This window comes from Kitasatospora sp. NBC_01250 (assembly GCF_036226465.1).
Taxonomy (GTDB): Bacteria; Actinomycetota; Actinomycetes; order Streptomycetales; family Streptomycetaceae; genus Kitasatospora.
On sequence record NZ_CP108476.1, the window covers coordinates 5,214,072 to 5,228,292 of the forward strand.

Annotated in this window: 13 protein-coding genes; 9 read left to right on the forward strand and 4 right to left on the reverse strand. The window is 74.3% G+C overall.

Annotated elements, in window-relative coordinates:
• Positions 1 to 131 precede the first annotated feature (131 nt).
• The gene (locus tag OG500_RS21965; RefSeq protein WP_329582696.1) at positions 132 to 1,484 is read left to right on the forward strand and encodes a helix-turn-helix domain-containing protein; all 1,353 of its coding nucleotides are present in this window, start codon (positions 132 to 134) and stop codon (positions 1,482 to 1,484) included.
• Between the two features lie 13 nt (positions 1,485 to 1,497).
• On the opposite strand, the gene OG500_RS21970 is transcribed toward OG500_RS21965, so the two are convergent.
• The gene (locus OG500_RS21970; protein ID WP_329582699.1) at positions 1,498 to 2,808 is read right to left on the reverse strand and encodes an ABC transporter substrate-binding protein; all 1,311 of its coding nucleotides are present in this window, start codon (positions 2,806 to 2,808) and stop codon (positions 1,498 to 1,500) included.
• Positions 2,809 to 3,054: 246 nt separating this feature from the next.
• Between OG500_RS21970 and OG500_RS21975 the strand changes: the two genes are divergently transcribed.
• Together OG500_RS21975 and purU are read left to right on the forward strand one after the other, a co-directional pair.
• The gene (locus OG500_RS21975; protein ID WP_442789196.1) at positions 3,055 to 3,492 is read left to right on the forward strand and encodes an SCO4402 family protein; all 438 of its coding nucleotides are present in this window, start codon (positions 3,055 to 3,057) and stop codon (positions 3,490 to 3,492) included.
• 85 nt (positions 3,493 to 3,577) lie between these two features.
• Complete coding sequence (gene purU / locus OG500_RS21980; RefSeq protein ID WP_442907145.1) at positions 3,578 to 4,459, forward strand: formyltetrahydrofolate deformylase; 882 nt, start codon at positions 3,578 to 3,580, stop codon at positions 4,457 to 4,459.
• 10 nt (positions 4,460 to 4,469) lie between these two features.
• Here the strand turns inward: purU and OG500_RS21985 are convergent, their stop codons facing one another.
• A complete protein-coding gene (locus tag OG500_RS21985) occupies positions 4,470 to 5,612 on the reverse strand; it encodes a maleylpyruvate isomerase N-terminal domain-containing protein (protein ID WP_329582706.1) in 1,143 nt (380 codons plus the stop codon).
• A gap of 65 nt (positions 5,613 to 5,677) precedes the next feature.
• Positions 5,678 to 6,175 (reverse strand): sigma-70 family RNA polymerase sigma factor, encoded by a 498-nt coding sequence (locus OG500_RS21990; RefSeq protein WP_329582709.1) that lies wholly within the window; start codon positions 6,173 to 6,175, stop codon positions 5,678 to 5,680.
• A 289-nt stretch (positions 6,176 to 6,464) separates the two neighbouring features.
• On the opposite strand from OG500_RS21990, the gene OG500_RS21995 reads away from it, so the two are divergent.
• The 5 genes from OG500_RS21995 (at position 6,465) to OG500_RS22015 (ending at position 10,739) form a co-directional block, all read left to right on the forward strand.
• The gene (locus tag OG500_RS21995; protein ID WP_442789197.1) at positions 6,465 to 6,908 is read left to right on the forward strand and encodes an ATP-binding protein; all 444 of its coding nucleotides are present in this window, start codon (positions 6,465 to 6,467) and stop codon (positions 6,906 to 6,908) included.
• Between the two features lie 428 nt (positions 6,909 to 7,336).
• Positions 7,337 to 8,632 carry an MFS transporter gene (locus tag OG500_RS22000; protein WP_329582712.1) on the forward strand — a complete coding sequence of 432 codons (1,296 nt, stop codon included), beginning with the start codon at positions 7,337 to 7,339 and terminating at the stop codon, positions 8,630 to 8,632.
• The gene (locus tag OG500_RS22005) at positions 8,610 to 9,146 is read left to right on the forward strand and encodes a GNAT family N-acetyltransferase (protein WP_327068400.1); all 537 of its coding nucleotides are present in this window, start codon (positions 8,610 to 8,612) and stop codon (positions 9,144 to 9,146) included. The genes OG500_RS22000 and OG500_RS22005 overlap by 23 nt, the downstream gene beginning before the upstream one ends.
• A 181-nt stretch (positions 9,147 to 9,327) precedes the next feature.
• A complete protein-coding gene (locus OG500_RS22010) occupies positions 9,328 to 9,705 on the forward strand; it encodes a DUF4229 domain-containing protein (protein ID WP_327068401.1) in 378 nt (125 codons plus the stop codon).
• A gap of 5 nt (positions 9,706 to 9,710) precedes the next feature.
• Positions 9,711 to 10,739 carry a LacI family DNA-binding transcriptional regulator gene (locus OG500_RS22015; RefSeq protein ID WP_327068402.1) on the forward strand — a complete coding sequence of 343 codons (1,029 nt, stop codon included), beginning with the start codon at positions 9,711 to 9,713 and terminating at the stop codon, positions 10,737 to 10,739.
• 52 nt (positions 10,740 to 10,791) lie between these two features.
• Here the strand turns inward: OG500_RS22015 and OG500_RS22020 are convergent, their stop codons facing one another.
• Positions 10,792 to 12,009, reverse strand: coding sequence for an MFS transporter (locus OG500_RS22020; RefSeq protein ID WP_329582717.1), 1,218 nt, complete (start codon positions 12,007 to 12,009; stop codon positions 10,792 to 10,794).
• 516 nt (positions 12,010 to 12,525) lie between these two features.
• Here OG500_RS22020 and OG500_RS22025 point away from each other — a divergent pair.
• Positions 12,526 to 13,887 (forward strand): dicarboxylate/amino acid:cation symporter, encoded by a 1,362-nt coding sequence (locus OG500_RS22025; RefSeq protein ID WP_329582719.1) that lies wholly within the window; start codon positions 12,526 to 12,528, stop codon positions 13,885 to 13,887.
• The last annotated feature ends 334 nt before the right edge of the window (positions 13,888 to 14,221 follow it).

The window sequence follows — 14,221 nt, forward strand, 5'->3', positions numbered from 1 at the left end:
GGGGTCCGTTCGCTGGGGGCACGGGCGTTAAGTTCTGATGTAAGTTCACTTACATCGGCGGTTAAGCTAGTTGGCAGGGTGCCGGACCCGCAATACCCTGGCCCGGCAGACGGTCAGGAATGACGAGCGTGATGAGCGAGACGATCGACCGCACCGACCTCGGCCGGCGCCTGCTGGCGCTGCGCACCGAACGCGGGCTCACCCAGCGGGCGCTGGCCGAGCCCGACTACACCGCCGCCTACGTCTCCACCGTGGAGTCCGGCAAGGTCCGCCCCTCCGAGGCCGCGCTGCGCCACCTCGCGGGCCGGCTCGGGGTCAGCGTCGAGCAGCTGGTCACCGGCCGCCCGGCCCACCTGGCCACCGAACTCGGCCTGCGGCTGGCCGAGGCGCACCAGGAGCTGGCGGCCGGCGACCCGGTGCGGGCCGCGGCCCGGTACGCCGAACTGGCCGCCGAGGCCGCCCGCTACGACCTGCCCGAGCAGCGCGCGGGCGCGCTGACGGGCCTGGGCGACTGCGCGCTCGACACCGGTGAACTCGACCAGGCGATCGAGCACTTCCAGGCCGCCGAGGAGCTGCTGCGCGCGGCCCCGCTGCCGCAGCGGGTGCCCGCCCTGCGGGGCCGCGCGGTCGCCCACCTGCTCGCCGGGGACCTGCGCTACTCCTGCTACCTGCTGGAAAGCGCGATCGACCAGCTCAACGCGAGCGGCCTGCCCGACCCGCAGGCCCTGCTGCTGCTCTACTCGGCCGTGATCGCGCCCTACCTGGACCTGGGCGCCCACCGGCGCGCCGCCCGGGCCGCCGAACTCGCCCTGGCGCTGGCCCCGCAGGTGGCCGACCCCGCCCTGGTGGCCCGGCTGCACCGCTCGGTGGCCCGCACCCTGCTCGCCGAGGGGCGGGCGGTGGAGGCCGACGCCTCGCTCGCCAAGGCCCAGGAGCTCTACCGGCAGCTGCACATCCGCACCGAACTCGCGCACTGCCACTGGATGCGCGGCTACCTGCGCGCCCAGGACGGCGACCTGCCCGCCGCCGAGCGCGAACTGCGCACGGCCCGCGAGCTGCTGAGCGGCCGCCAGGACGGCCGGGTCAGTCTCTACACCCAGCAGATCGACGTCGAACTCGCCGACGTGCTGCACCGGTCGGGCCGCACCGCGCAGGCCGCGGCGCTGCTGGCCGACCTGCTGGGCCCGCTGCACCCGGGGCGCGGCGCGGTGCACGCGGGCGCCGCGCACCGGCTGCTGGGCCGGATCGCCGAGGAGGAGGGCGACCTCGCGGCGGCCGAGACGCACTACCGCACCGCCCTCGAACTGCTTCAGGACGCCGGCGCGGTGGCCGACCTGGCCGACCTGTGCCGGCTGCTGGGCGACCTGCTGCGCCGCGTGGGCCGGCCGGCCGAGGCGCTGGACGTCTACCGCAGCGGCCTGGGCCACCAGGCCGCCCCGGGGACCACCACCCTCGGCCCGGCACCGGCGGTGCCGCCGGGCTAGCGCCTGTCCCGGCTCAGGAGGGGGCGGGGGAGGGGGTGTCGGGGCCGCTCGGTGGCGTGCCGCCGGTGAGGACCCAGCGGACGTCCACGAAGCCCGGCTGCTGCTCCACCAGTTGCCCGCCCTGGACCTGCTGGAAGGTGACCGAGGTGTTCACCAGGCGCGGGGTGTTGGCGCTGGCCAGCATGTTGGTCATCGCCCAGCTGAGCGGCGGGGTGGCGCCGCCGGTGCTGATCGGCTGGCCGTTGTCCAGCTCGTCGCGCAGTGCCTTGCCGGTGACCGGCTGGCTGTCCAGGCGCTGCACGGCCTGGACGAAGACCTGGTAGGCGACCCAGGTGGTCTCCACCCCGGGGTCGGAGACGTCGATGCTGGTGAGGTCGGCGGCGTCCCTGGTGCGCACCACCGCGCGCAGCGGGTCCCAGACCTTGGAGGCCTCCGGCGGGTACCAGCCGGTCGCGTAGGCGCCGTTGAGCGGGCCCGCGTCGCCGCCGGTGGAGTCCACCACGGACTGCTGGAAGCTGCCGATCACCGAGGCGAGCCTGGTGTTCTGGTGCGGCTGGCGGCGCAGCGAGTCCAGCAGGTTGAGGGTGGGCACGGCGCTGAGCGCGGCGGTGATGCAGTTGCCGGGCTGGTCGGTGCCGATCGCCTGGCGGGCCTGGTTGGTGAAGTCGCTGGAGGTCTCGTTGGCCCGGATGTCGGTCAGCTTGACGTTGTCCGGCGTCAGGGCCGCGCCCAGCGCGCCGACCAGGGTGTCGCCGGCCGGGGTGTCGGGGCGGATCAGCGCCACCGTGCGGCAGCCGGCCGCCACCAGCTGCCGGCCGCTGCCGGCGATCAGCGCGGGCGTGCCGCCGGCCACCGGGTAGGAGACCGGGCTGGTGAACTCGGGGCTGGAGAGCCCGTAGCCACCGATGTACGGGATCCCGCTGGTCTCCAGCAGCGGCATGAAGGCGTCGCCGTACTGGCTGTAGGAGCCGATCACCGCGACCGCGCCGCCCGTCACGGCCTGCCGGGCGCAGGCGGCGGCGCCGTCGGCGGTGTTGTGCTCGTTGCAGGTGAGCACCCGCAGCCGGTGGCCGGCCACACCGCCCTGGGAGTTGAGCGAGTCGCCGATCGCGGTGGCCAGCGCCGTCATGCCGGGCCGGTCGGCCGAACCGGTGTTGGCGGGCGCCCAGGTCATCACCGTCAGCTCGGCCTTGTCGCCGGCGGCGCCGGCCGGGCCCCCGCAGCCGGCGGTGCCCAGGAGCACGGGGAGTAAGGCGACCGCGAGGGCCGCACCGCCGGTGCGCCGGCGCCGGGCCGCCGGTCGCCCGGGTACAACGGTGCTCATCTGCTCGCTACCCCCACGTCCGACGGCCGTTCCGATGGCCGACAGCCTTGACGCGGGTTCACTCCACCAGAGGTCGGCCAGGGGAACATTGCGGAACGCGGCGATGAACTCGGAGTGTGGACGCGTGTAGATGCCGAGTGGACGGGGAACGTACGATCGTCTGCCATGGCGCTCAGCACAGATTCTTCGGACGGCTCTCCGCGAAACCCTTCTCGTTCGGGGCGCCGCTCCAGCACCATGGGCGGCATGCCGCTCAACGATCTGCCCTGGTGGCGCTGGCGCGCCCGGTTGCGCTCCGCCCTGCACATGCTCGCCGACCCTGCCTTCCAGCAGGAGTACTGGGCCGGTGGCCGCCCCGGCTACGGCGATGTGACCGACGCCGTCTACCGCCTGGTCGAGGACAGCTGGCTGGACCGCTGGTCCGCCGAGAAGTACATAGGCACCGTGGTCCGGGACGCCACCGAGGCGGCCCTGGTGGACGCGGCGGTGCTGCGGGTGCTGCGCATCCTGCACGAGGTGGGTGCCGACGCCCCGGCCGCCGCCTACCTCGGCCACCCGGGCTGGCCGGAGGCGGTGGCCGCCGCCCGCGCCGCGCACGAGCTGCTGGCGGTCAACGACGGCGAGGACCCGGCGGCGCCGCCGCGGTCGCTCGAAGTGCTGAGGATCCTCACCCGGATCGGCTGACCGGTGCCCGGCTGTGCCACCCTTGACGGAATTCAGGACCGGTCCCTCGAAGCCGGGCGACAGCGAAGGACCAGTGAAAGAACCAGTGGTGGAGCAGCGGACCGCGACCGAGCCGACCCAGTACGTGCTGACCTTGTCCTGCCCGGACAAGCAGGGGATCGTGCACGCGGTCTCCAGCTACCTGTTCATGACCGGCTGCAACATCATGGACAGCCAGCAGTTCGGCGACCGGGACACCGACAGCGGGCTGTTCTTCATGCGGGTGCACTTCTCCGCCGAGGCGCCGGTGACGGTGGACGGCCTGCGGGCCAGCTTCACCGCGATCGGCGCCTCCTTCGGCATGGAGTGGGAGATCCACCCGGCCACCGAGAAGATGCGCGTGGTGCTGATGGTCAGCAAGTTCGGCCACTGCCTCAACGACCTGCTCTTCCGCACCTCGATCGGCGCGCTGCCGATCGAGATCGTCGCGGTGGTCTCCAACCACACCGACTTCGCCGAGCTGACCGCCTCGCACGGCGTCGACTTCGTGCACATCCCGGTGACCCGGGAGACCAAGGCGCAGGCCGAGCAGCAGCTGCTCGACCTGGTCGAGGCCGAGCGGGTCGACCTGGTGGTGCTCGCCCGCTACATGCAGGTGCTCTCGGACGACCTGTGCAAGGCGCTCAGCGGCCGGGTGATCAACATCCACCACTCCTTCCTGCCGAGCTTCAAGGGCGCCAAGCCCTACCACCAGGCGCACGCCCGGGGCGTGAAGCTGATCGGCGCGACGGCCCACTACGTGACGGCCGACCTGGACGAGGGCCCGATCATCGAGCAGGAGGTGGCCCGGGTGCAGCACGACGTGACGCCCGAGCAGCTGGTCGCGCTCGGCCGGGACGTGGAGTGCCAGGCGCTGGCCCGCGCGGTGAAGTGGCACAGCGAGCACCGGGTGCTGCTGAACGGCACCCGGACCGTCGTCTTCGCCTGAGCCCCCGGGGCTACGGGCGGGAGAGCAGCGGCACCGCCGCCAGCACCTCGCGGATCGCCGCCCGGTCGCCGTACTCGCCGACCGGGAGGCGGTCCGGGTCCCGGTGCGCCGCCGCGAGCTGGCAGAACTCCACGCCATCGATCACCAGTTCGGCGACCGGATCGCCCGTCGCGGCGGGCTCGCCGGACTCCTGCTGCGGCCCGGCGCCGTCCAGCGGGATCAGCCACTCGCCGTTGGCGGGCCCCTCGATGACCAGCCGCAGGGTGCGCGCCGAGCCGTCGGCGGCGGGCGCGGTGCCCGCGTAGGCCGCCTGCCGCTGCCCGGCCAGCGCCACCGGCAGCATCCGGGCGGCCAGGTCGACCATCTGCCGCAGGTGCGGCGGGGCCGGGGCGGCGTAGGGGTAGTCGACCGCGCGGGCCACGTCCTCGCCGTGGATCCAGGTCTCGAAGGCCCGGTCGAGGAAGGCGTCGCGGACCGGCACGACGGCGAAGCCGTAGTCCACGCACTTGTCGGCGGCGGCCGGTTCGGCGCCGCGCAGCATCGCCCGGCTCTGCGCCCGCCAGAGCGAGCGCACCTCCTGCGGGGCGGCGTCGGCCTGGGTCCGGGCCAGCCGGTCGGAGCGGTCCAGCAGCGCGTGGAACGGATCGGCGGAGCCGGCGGACGGGCCGGCCTGCGCCGGCACCCGGCCCTCGGCGCCGGTCACCGGGTCCGGCAGGCCCAGCGCCTGGGCGAGCAGGCCGTCCACGGCGGCCAGGTGGCAGAGCACCTCGGCCGGACGGCGCCTCAGCACCCCGCCGTGCCAGGGCAGCTCGGCCGTTTCCTGCCACTCGCCGGGGCCCAGGTCGCGCAGCAGCGCGTCCAGTTTGGCGGTCTCCGCGGCGTACGGCGCGGCCCAGGCGGCCACCGGGAGCTCGGCGGCGCGGCGGGTCAGGCAGAAGTCGAGCACCTGCTGGCGCAGCCCGTCCGGCTGGTCCAGCGGGTCGTCGGTGTGCAGCCGGGCGGCGGCCCGGCGCAGGCGTTCGCCCTCCTCGGCGCAGTCCGGGCACCGGGCGAAGTGCCGCTCCAGCGCGGCGCCCTCCTCGGGCAGGCAGGCGCGCAGCGCCCAGGCACCGAGCAGGGCGCGCAGCGCCTCGTGGTCCTGCTCCGTCAGCACGGCCCGATCTCCCGTCACAGCCGATCCCCCGTCACAGCCGCTTGCCGGTCAGCAAGGTGCTCTCATCATGACCCGAACTCCAGTTCAGAGGCGAGCAGTTGCAGGCCAAGGCGAAGGCGCTGCTTGGCGGCCTGCTCGCTGATGCCCAGGCGGCGGGCGGTCTCCTGGTAGGTCCGGCCGTCCAGCCAGGTCGTCTCCAGGGTCTCGCGCAGCGGCGGTGGCAGCGCGGCCACCACGTACTGCACCTGCGCGGCGGCGGCCCGGTCGTGGATCTCCTCGGCGCCCAGCTCGGCCCGGCGCAGCCGCTCCACGGCGCGCCGCTGGGTGAGTTCGCCCACCCAGGAGCGCAGCGAGCGCAGCTCGGGGTCGAACTCCTCCGGGTGCTCCCACAGGTGGCCGAAGACCTCGCGGGTCAGGTGGGCCGCGGCCTGTTCGTCGCCCAGGATCCGTCCGGCCAGGCCGTGCACCAGGGGTGACAGCTGGTCGTAGAGCTCGCCGAGCGCGCTCTCCTCGCCGCGGGCCAACCGCGACCGCATCTGCTGGTCCCAGTCGAGGGCGGTCATGCCACCACGGTAGTGGCGGGTGCCGCCGCTTGGAGGCCCTTTGTCGGAAGAGCACGGGATCGGAAGAGCACGGGATCGGAAGAACGGGGCTATCGGATGAGACCGGCTATCAGAAGAGCTGGGTGGAGCTGTTCGAGCGCGGCTGGACATATGTCGCACGGGTGGTTTCGCCGCGTGGCCACAGCTGGTCACCGGGGCTGGAGCGGTAGGTTTCGTCACGCCGGACAGGCCCTGGGCCGCCGACGCCCGGACAGTCCTACCGGTAGCTCGTCATGCAGGTGGTGGAGCGGTGCAGGTGCTTCAGGTACAGCTCGCGGTGGCCGCCGACCCCGTGGAGGTCGGCCGGGCCCGCCGATGGGTCCGCGCCCAGGTGCTCGCCTTCGGGGCGGACCCCGGGTCGCCGTTCGCCGAGACTCTGGTGCTGGTGGTCTCCGAGCTGGTGACCAACGCGGTGGTGCACACCGGGCGGCCCGCCGCGCTGCGGCTCAGCTGGCCGCCCGACCCGGCGGCACCGCTGCGGGTGGAGGTGTCCGACGCCAGCGGCACCGCGCCGGCTCCCCGGCACGCGGCGGCCTCGGCCACCAACGGCCGCGGGCTGGAACTGGTCGAACTGCTCTGCGCCCGCTGGGGCTGGTGCCCGCAGGGCTCCGGCAAGCTGGTCTGGTGCGAGCTGGACCGCGGCCCGCTGGCCGGTGGCGGGTCGGCCCGCGAGCACGGGATGCTGACGGCCTGACGGGCTCGCGCGGGGTGTCCTGGCGGGCGGTCTTGACGGGCCGTGCCGACCGGCTCCCGGGCTGGTCGGCGGCCGGATCCGGCTGGTCGGCAGGCCGAAAGCCAGCGCAACCCTTCGGAATTTCCGACAAACCATTGACGTGACGTATCCAGCTGATCACCCTTGGGTGAGCTCTCCGTCGCGAGGGGACGCCAAGGGCAGGTCAGCCAGGGGGATCGGGCCCGTACGGGCCGGATCGGCTGTCGGCGCCTTGGCGAGTGCGGAGCGCCCAGTGCGGGTCAGGGCCCGTACCGGCGGCCGCCCGGGATGGGTACCCGGCGGCCGCCGTCGCCCTGTGGCGGGCGACGGCGCGTGCGCGTCGGCCACGCATCCGGATCGTGACCGGAAACCTCTGGAATTCCGCGGTGGTCTATACCACCCTGCTGCCTGTGAACGGTCCCAGCACTCCCACCGGCCCCTCAGCTCCCACCGGCCCCAGGCCTGCTGACGGCCCCGCCATCTGGTCCCGCTCGTTCCGCCTCTACTTCACCGCCCGCAGCTCGGGCCTGCTGGGCGACGCGATGCTGCCGGTCGCCGTCTCGGCCGGCCTGATCGGCTCCGGACACTCCGTCAGCACCGTCGGCTACGCGCTGGCCTGGTGGCTGGCCCCGTTCGCCACCCTGATCCTGATCGGCGGGGTGCTGGCCGACCGGTTCACCGCCCGCCGGATGATGATCGGCGCCGACCTGACCAACCTGACCACCCGGCTCCTGCTGGCGCTGCTCTTCTTCCACGGCATCCAGCACACCTGGCAGCTCTACGGCCTGCTCGCGCTGGCCGGGGCCGCCGGCGCGATGTTCCAGCCGGGCGCGGCCAGCACGGTGCCGCTGGTGGCCCGGGACGTCCAGGGCGCCAACGGCGTGCTGCGCACCGCCGAAGCCGTCACCGCACTGGCCGGTCCGGCGGTGGCCGGCGCCCTGGTCGGCGCGGCGGCCACCGGCTGGGTGATGGTGATCGCGGCCGGCACCTTCGGGCTGAGCGCGCTCTGCCTGCTCGCCCTGCGGCTCGGCCCGGTCCCCGCGCCGCCGCCCGGCGACAGTCTCTGGCGCAACCTGGTGGTCGGCTGGCGCGAGTTCCGCTCCCGCCGCTGGATGTGGGGCGTGATCCTGATCTGGATGGGCTACAGCGTCTTCGGTTACGGGCCGGTGGTCCCGCTGGCCGCGAGCGTGCTGGTGCCCGCGCACGGCTCGGCGGTGTACGGGCTGCTCAACTCCGCCTACGGCGTGGGCACCGTCGTCGGCGGCGTGCTGGCGATCCGGTTCAAACCGGTGCGCCCGCTGGCCGCCGGCAGCCTGGCGATGCTGGCCGCGCCGCTCTACCCGCTGGGCATCGCGCTGGACCTGCCGGTGCCCGCGCTGATCGGCTGCCTGCTGGTCGCCGGGACCGGCTACACCTTCTGGGGCGTCATGTGGGCCACCAGCGTGCAGACCCAGGTGCCGGGCGAGGTGCTCAACCGGATCCACGCCTACGAGGTGGCCGGTTCGGTCTGCATGGTCCCGCTCGGCAGCGCGCTGGCCGGTCCGGCCGCCGACGCGTACGGGGCGCGGGCGGTGCTCTTCTTCGGGGCCGGGGTCACGGTCGCGGTGGTGGCGGCGCTGCTGCTCACCCCGGCGATCCGGGGCCTGCGCCGGGTGTCCGTGCCGCGCAGTAGCATCCGGGAGCATGACGCTGCACTTCACCCTTGACCCCGAGCCGACCGCGGGGCTGCGCGCCGAGATCATCACGCTGTGGACGGACGTCTCGAACGCGGGCGGTGCGGTCGGCTTCGTGCCGCCGGTCACCGAGGAGCGGGTGCGGCCGACGGCGGAGCAGCAGCTCGCCGGCCTCGGCGGCCCCGGGGGGAGCGGGCCCGACCGGCTGCTGATCGCCCGGGCCGAGCCCGGTGGCCCGCTGGCCGGGGTGCTCTTCTTCGAGTCCATGCGCTTCGAACTCATGCAGCACTGGCGGATGCTGAAGCGGGTGATGGTCGCCCCGGCCTGCCAGGGCCTGGGCTACGGCGCCGAGCTGATGGCCGAGGCGGAGCGGATCGCGCGCGGCTGGGGCCTGGCCGGGCTGCAGCTCACCGCGCGCGGCGGGATGGGGCTGGAGAAGTTCTACGGCCGCTGCGGCTACACCGAGGTGGGCCGGGTGCCCGGCGCGATCCGGGTGGCGCCGGGCGACGACCGCGACGACATCACCTTCTGGCTCGACCTGCGCTGAGGCGCCTGCGCCGGGACGGCCGCGCCGGGACACCTGCGCCGGGGCGGCCGCACCGGGGCCGGGCCCGCCGTCGTGCCGAGGCGGGCGAGGGGCGCTCCGGTGGGCATGCTTCACTGGGAGGCCCCGTCACTCCTGCGAAGGCCCGCCGTAGCCCCACCGCCCGTCGAGAAGGAAGCCACCCGTGAGCAGCAGCCCCGGTAGCAGCAGCAAGTCCCACGCCACGCTCCGCTACACCTCCCTGCGGGCCAGCATCTTCCTCGCCTGCCTGCTGGTCACCACGCTGCTCGGCCACTTCGGGATCATTCCCGTGGTGGGTGCCACCGGTTTCGTCTTCCTGGTGCTGCTGGCCGCCCTGCTCTCGGCGCCGATCAGCTACGTGGTGCTGAGCAAGCAGCGCGACGAGATGTCGGAGCAGGTCGTCAGCAAGGTCAGCAGCATCCGCTCGCGCACCGCCGACCGGATCGCGGAGCAGAACGCCGAGGAGGACGCGGCCGACGACGCGGCTCGGGCCGCGAGCGCCGCGAGCCCTGCCACCCCCGCTCCGGCCCAGCAGTCCTGACCCGCGTGGCGAGCCGCCCCGAGCCGCCCCCCGCGCCCGGACCCGCCCGCCGCCCCACCGGGCGCGACGTGGCCCAGCTGGCCGGCGTCTCGCAGGCCACCGTCTCCCTCGTCTTCTCCGGCTCCGAGGCCGGCCACCGGGTCTCCGCCGCCACCCGGGACCGCGTGCTGGAGGCGGCCCGCGGCCTCGGCTACCGCCCGCAGGCGGCCGGCCGACAGCTGCGCCTGGGGCGCAGCGGCCTGGCCCTGCTCGCGGTGCCCAACCTGCAGGGGCCGTTCTTCGGCCGGGTGCTGGCCGGTGTGCACGAGGAGGCCGCGCGGCACGGGCTGGAGGTCGTGGTCAGCTCCGGCTGGAGCGCCGCCACCCTGGCCGAGGCCGCCACCACCAGCCGGTTCGACGGTCTGCTGATCTGTTCGCCGGACGACAGCCAGCTCGGCGCCCTGCCCGCCGGCACCCCGGCCGTCTTCCTGGACGCCGACCCGGCCTCGGCCGGCGGCGCGCCCACCGTCGAACTCGACCTCGCGGGCGGCATGGCCGCCGCCGTCGCGCACCTGGCCGCGCTCGGGCACCGGCGGCTGGGCCACCTGCGCTCCACCCACAGCGCCTACACCTTCCGGGTCCGCCAGGCCGCCTTCGAGGCCGCCGTCCACGGGCTGGAGGTGATCGAGGTCGGCGTCACCCTCAACCGCGGCGAGGCCGCCGCCCGGGCCGCCGCCACCGAGCTGCTGACCCGGCCCGACCGCCCGCACGCCGTGGTCTGCGACGACGACGTGGTCGCCTCCGGCCTCTACCAGGCCGCCGCCGACCTGGGCCTGCGCATCCCCGCCGACGTCTCGGTGGTCGGCATCGACAACGTCGCCGTCGCCGCGCTGCTCACCCCGCCGCTGACCACCGTCGACCTCCCCGGCGAGCACCTGGGCCGCGCGGGCGTGGCGGCACTGGCGGCCCGGCTGGACGGCCGCGAGGTCGCGCCCGTCGCACCGCTGGCAACCTCGCTGATCGTCCGCTCCTCCACCGGACCGGCCAAGCCGTAGGGCCCGGCAGCGGGTTGCGCGCCGGGCGGCCGCACGGGGCCGTGCCCCGGGCTCAACCCGCCAGGCTCACCGGCACCGGTGCCACCGCCTGTGGTGCGGCCACCGGCTGCAGTCGGCGGCGGGCGGCGAAGAGCAGCAGGGCGCCGAGGGTGATCCCGGCGACCGAGCAGTACGCCACCCCGGTCAGGGAGTTGCCCGCCAGCGCGCCGGAGACGGCGTAGCCGAGTGCGTTGCCGGTGGCGAAGAGGGTGACCAGCCAGGCGAAGGCCTCGGTCACCGTGCCGGTCGGGGCCAGCTCGGCGACCAGCACGAAGGCGGCGGCGAGCAGCGGTGCCAGGCCGATGCCGGAGACGAAGGCGAGGACCGCCATCGGGCCGGGGGCGGGGAGCAGCAGCAGCGGCAGGTAGCAGACGGCCATCGCCAGGGCGATCGCCCAGGTGCGGGTGGCCGTGCTGCTGCGCCAGCGGACCGCGCCGTAGGCGAGCGCGCCGAGCAGGCCGGCCAGCGCGGCCAGGGCGAGCAGCAGGCCGGCGCCGCCGGGCAGCTGGTGCGGGTGGCGCTCGGCGTAGGCGATGAAGAGCACGTTCTGCGCGCCGACCGTCCAGCCCGCGCCGGCCAGGCCGATCAGCAGCAGCACCAGGCCGGGGGAGCGCAGCGGACCGAGCAGCCCGGCGCCGTGCTCGCGCGGCGGCGCCTGCCAGCGGCGGGCCGGCGCGGCGGTGGCGACCACCAGGGCGCCGGCCAGGCCGAGGCCGGCGGCGGTCCACAGCGCGGCGACGGGGCTGGCGACCGCGGCCAGGGCGGCGACGGCGAGCGGCCCGGCGACGTAGAGGATCTGCTGGGAGGCGGAGTCGAAGGCGTAGGCGGTGTCGAGCTGTTCCTCGGCGACCACGTCGGGCCACAGGGCGCGCAGGCAGGGTTCGAGCGGCGGCATGGCCAGGCCCGCGAGGGCGGCGCCGCCGATCGCGGCCGGGGCGCTGCCGGGTGCGAGGGCGAGCAGCGCGTAGCCGAAGCCGGCCACCACGGCGGCGCAGAGCAGCACCCGCGGCTGTCCGGTGCGGTCCACGATCCGGCCGAGCACCGGGCCGCCGATCGCGGCGCAGATCGCGTAGGCGGCGGTGGCCAGCCCGATCCTGCTGTACGGCGCCCCGGCCTCGCGCAGGGCGAGGGCGATGACGAGCGCGGTCATGCCGGCGGGCAGCCGGCCGAGCAGGGTGCCGAGCAGGAGCCGGGTGACGTGGGGGGCGCGGAGCAGGGCGAGGTAGCCCACGGGGGGTCTCCCGGGCGGTGGCGGACGGCAAGGGGGCGGGGCCCGCACGGCGGCACGGCTGGGCATGCGGCGGCGGAGAACAGTCAAGTTATACGTATAACTACGCGAGGTCAATCCGACCGTCCGTCAGGTGCGGTGGACCGCGAGGCGGACCGCGGGGCGACCACGGGGTGTCTCACATATCAAACAACTACTTTGAAGATCTCAAATTTTTACTGTTAATGTGTTGACCATGACCACCCCAGGCGCACTCCGGCAGCAGGACATGAGCGGTCCGCTCATGCCGTGCGCGCTGCCGTCGATGCCGCCCTGCCTGGGGGCCGGTGGTGCGGCGGACGCCTGCCGCGGCGCGTGTCGCGTTCCGAGCTGTAGCTAGGCGGCGCACCTCCCCGCGGATCCCGCGAACGACCGGCCGATCGCCGGTCAGGACCGGTCGGACGCGAACGAGTCCGGTGCGTCGCCCGCCCTCTCCCTCTCCTCTCCTGCCCTCCCCCTGCCCCCCGGAGCCGCACTGCCATGTCCGCCACCGCCCCCGCCCCTGATACCCGGACGCCCTCGGGCCCGGCCCGGCTGCTCCGCACCCCGTTCTGGGTGCAGATCATCGCCGGCCTGGTGCTCGGCGTCGTGCTCGGCTTCATCGCCCGGCAGAACGACGTCTCCTGGCTGAGCACCACGCTCGACACCATCGGCAAGACCTTCGTGCAGCTGCTCAAGCTGGCGGTGCCGCCGCTGGTCTTCACCGCCATCGTGGTCTCGATCGCCAACCTGCGGAACGTCACCAACGCCGCCCGGCTCGCCGCGCGCACCCTGCTCTGGTTCGGGATCACCAGCCTGATCGCGGTCTCCATCGGCCTGACGATCGGTCTGCTCACCGACCCGGGCCACGGCACCAACCTCTCCACCACCGGCCTCAAGGCCCCGGCCGACTCCGGCTCCTGGGTGGACTTCCTGACCGGCATCATCCCGACCAACATCGCCGACGCCTTCCTCAAGGTGAACGTGCTGCAGATCGTCTTCCTCGCGGTGGTGGCCGGTGCCGCCATCCTCAAGGCAGGCGAGAAGGCCGCGCCGGTGCTCCGGCTGAACGAGTCGGTGCTCGAACTGGTGCAGACCGCGCTGTGGTGGGTCATCCGCCTCGCCCCGCTGGGCACCCTGGGCCTGATCGGCAAGTCCGTCGCCAAGTACGGCTGGGACCTGCTGCGCCCGCTGGCCACCTTCACCGCCGACATCTACGTCGGCTGCGCGCTGGTGCTGTTCGTCGTCTACTCGCTGCTGCTGCGCTTCGCCGGTGGGCTGAACCCGGTGCGCTTCTTCCAGGGCGCCTGGCCCGCGATCCAGCTCGCCTTCGTCTCCCGCTCCTCGGTCGGCACCCTGCCGGTCACCCGCCGGGTCACCGAGCGGCTGGGCGTCCCGCGCGAGTACGCGAGCTTCGCGGTGCCGTTCGGCGCGACCACCAAGATGGACGGCTGCGCCGCGATCTACCCCTCGATCGCCGCGATCTTCGTCGCCCAGGTCTACGGCATCCACCTCGGCATCGGTGACTACCTGTTGATCGCCTTCGTCTCGGTGATCGGCTCGGCGGCCACCGCCGGCCTCACCGGCGCGATCGTGATGCTGACCCTGACGCTGTCCACCCTGGGCCTGCCGCTGGAGGGCGTGGGCCTGCTGCTGGCCATCGACCCGATCCTCGACATGATGCGCACCGCGACCAACGTCGCCGGTCAGGTCGTCGTGCCGATTCTGGTCTCGGCCCGCGAGAAGACCCTGGACCTGACGGCCTACAACGCCCCGACCAGCCGCGAGCTGTACGAGGCCGACGCCGACGCCCCCGTGGTGCCGGCCCAGGCCGCGGGCGAGCGGGTGCCGGCCGCCGCCTGACGCAGGGCCTGGGGGGACGCGGCGCGGGCCGGAGCGAGCAGGACGGCTCCGGCCCGCGCCGCGTCCGCGCGCGTTTCCGCGCACGGTGCGCCGGGTAGCGTGCTGGTGTCAGGGCCTGTCCGACAGACCCTGGAGCGGTGGCCAGGGCCGGCCCGACGTGCCGGCACCACCGGGGGGAGAGAGCGACTCTCCAGTGGCAACGGTTGGTTGGACCGCCTCGATTGCGGCGTATCTGGCAGGCGGATTCTGGATCCTGCGTTACATCTGCGGCCAACTGGTCGATCTCTGCGGCGAAGTCTCCCGGGTACTACGTGCGGTCCGGGTGCTGCGGGAC

What these genes read in the sequence shown, in the direction of transcription:
- OG500_RS21965 (WP_329582696.1), top strand. Translation starts at nt 132, where the DNA reads ATGAGCGAGACGATCGACCGCACCGACCTCGGCCGGCGCCTGCTGGCG.
- OG500_RS21970 (WP_329582699.1), bottom strand. Translation starts at nt 2,808, where the DNA reads ATGAGCACCGTTGTACCCGGGCGACCGGCGGCCCGGCGCCGGCGCACC.
- OG500_RS21975 (WP_442789196.1), top strand. Translation starts at nt 3,055, where the DNA reads ATGCCGCTCAACGATCTGCCCTGGTGGCGCTGGCGCGCCCGGTTGCGC.
- OG500_RS21990 (WP_329582709.1), bottom strand. Translation starts at nt 6,175, where the DNA reads ATGACCGCCCTCGACTGGGACCAGCAGATGCGGTCGCGGTTGGCCCGC.
- OG500_RS22005 (WP_327068400.1), top strand. Translation starts at nt 8,610, where the DNA reads ATGACGCTGCACTTCACCCTTGACCCCGAGCCGACCGCGGGGCTGCGC.
- OG500_RS22025 (WP_329582719.1), top strand. Translation starts at nt 12,526, where the DNA reads ATGTCCGCCACCGCCCCCGCCCCTGATACCCGGACGCCCTCGGGCCCG.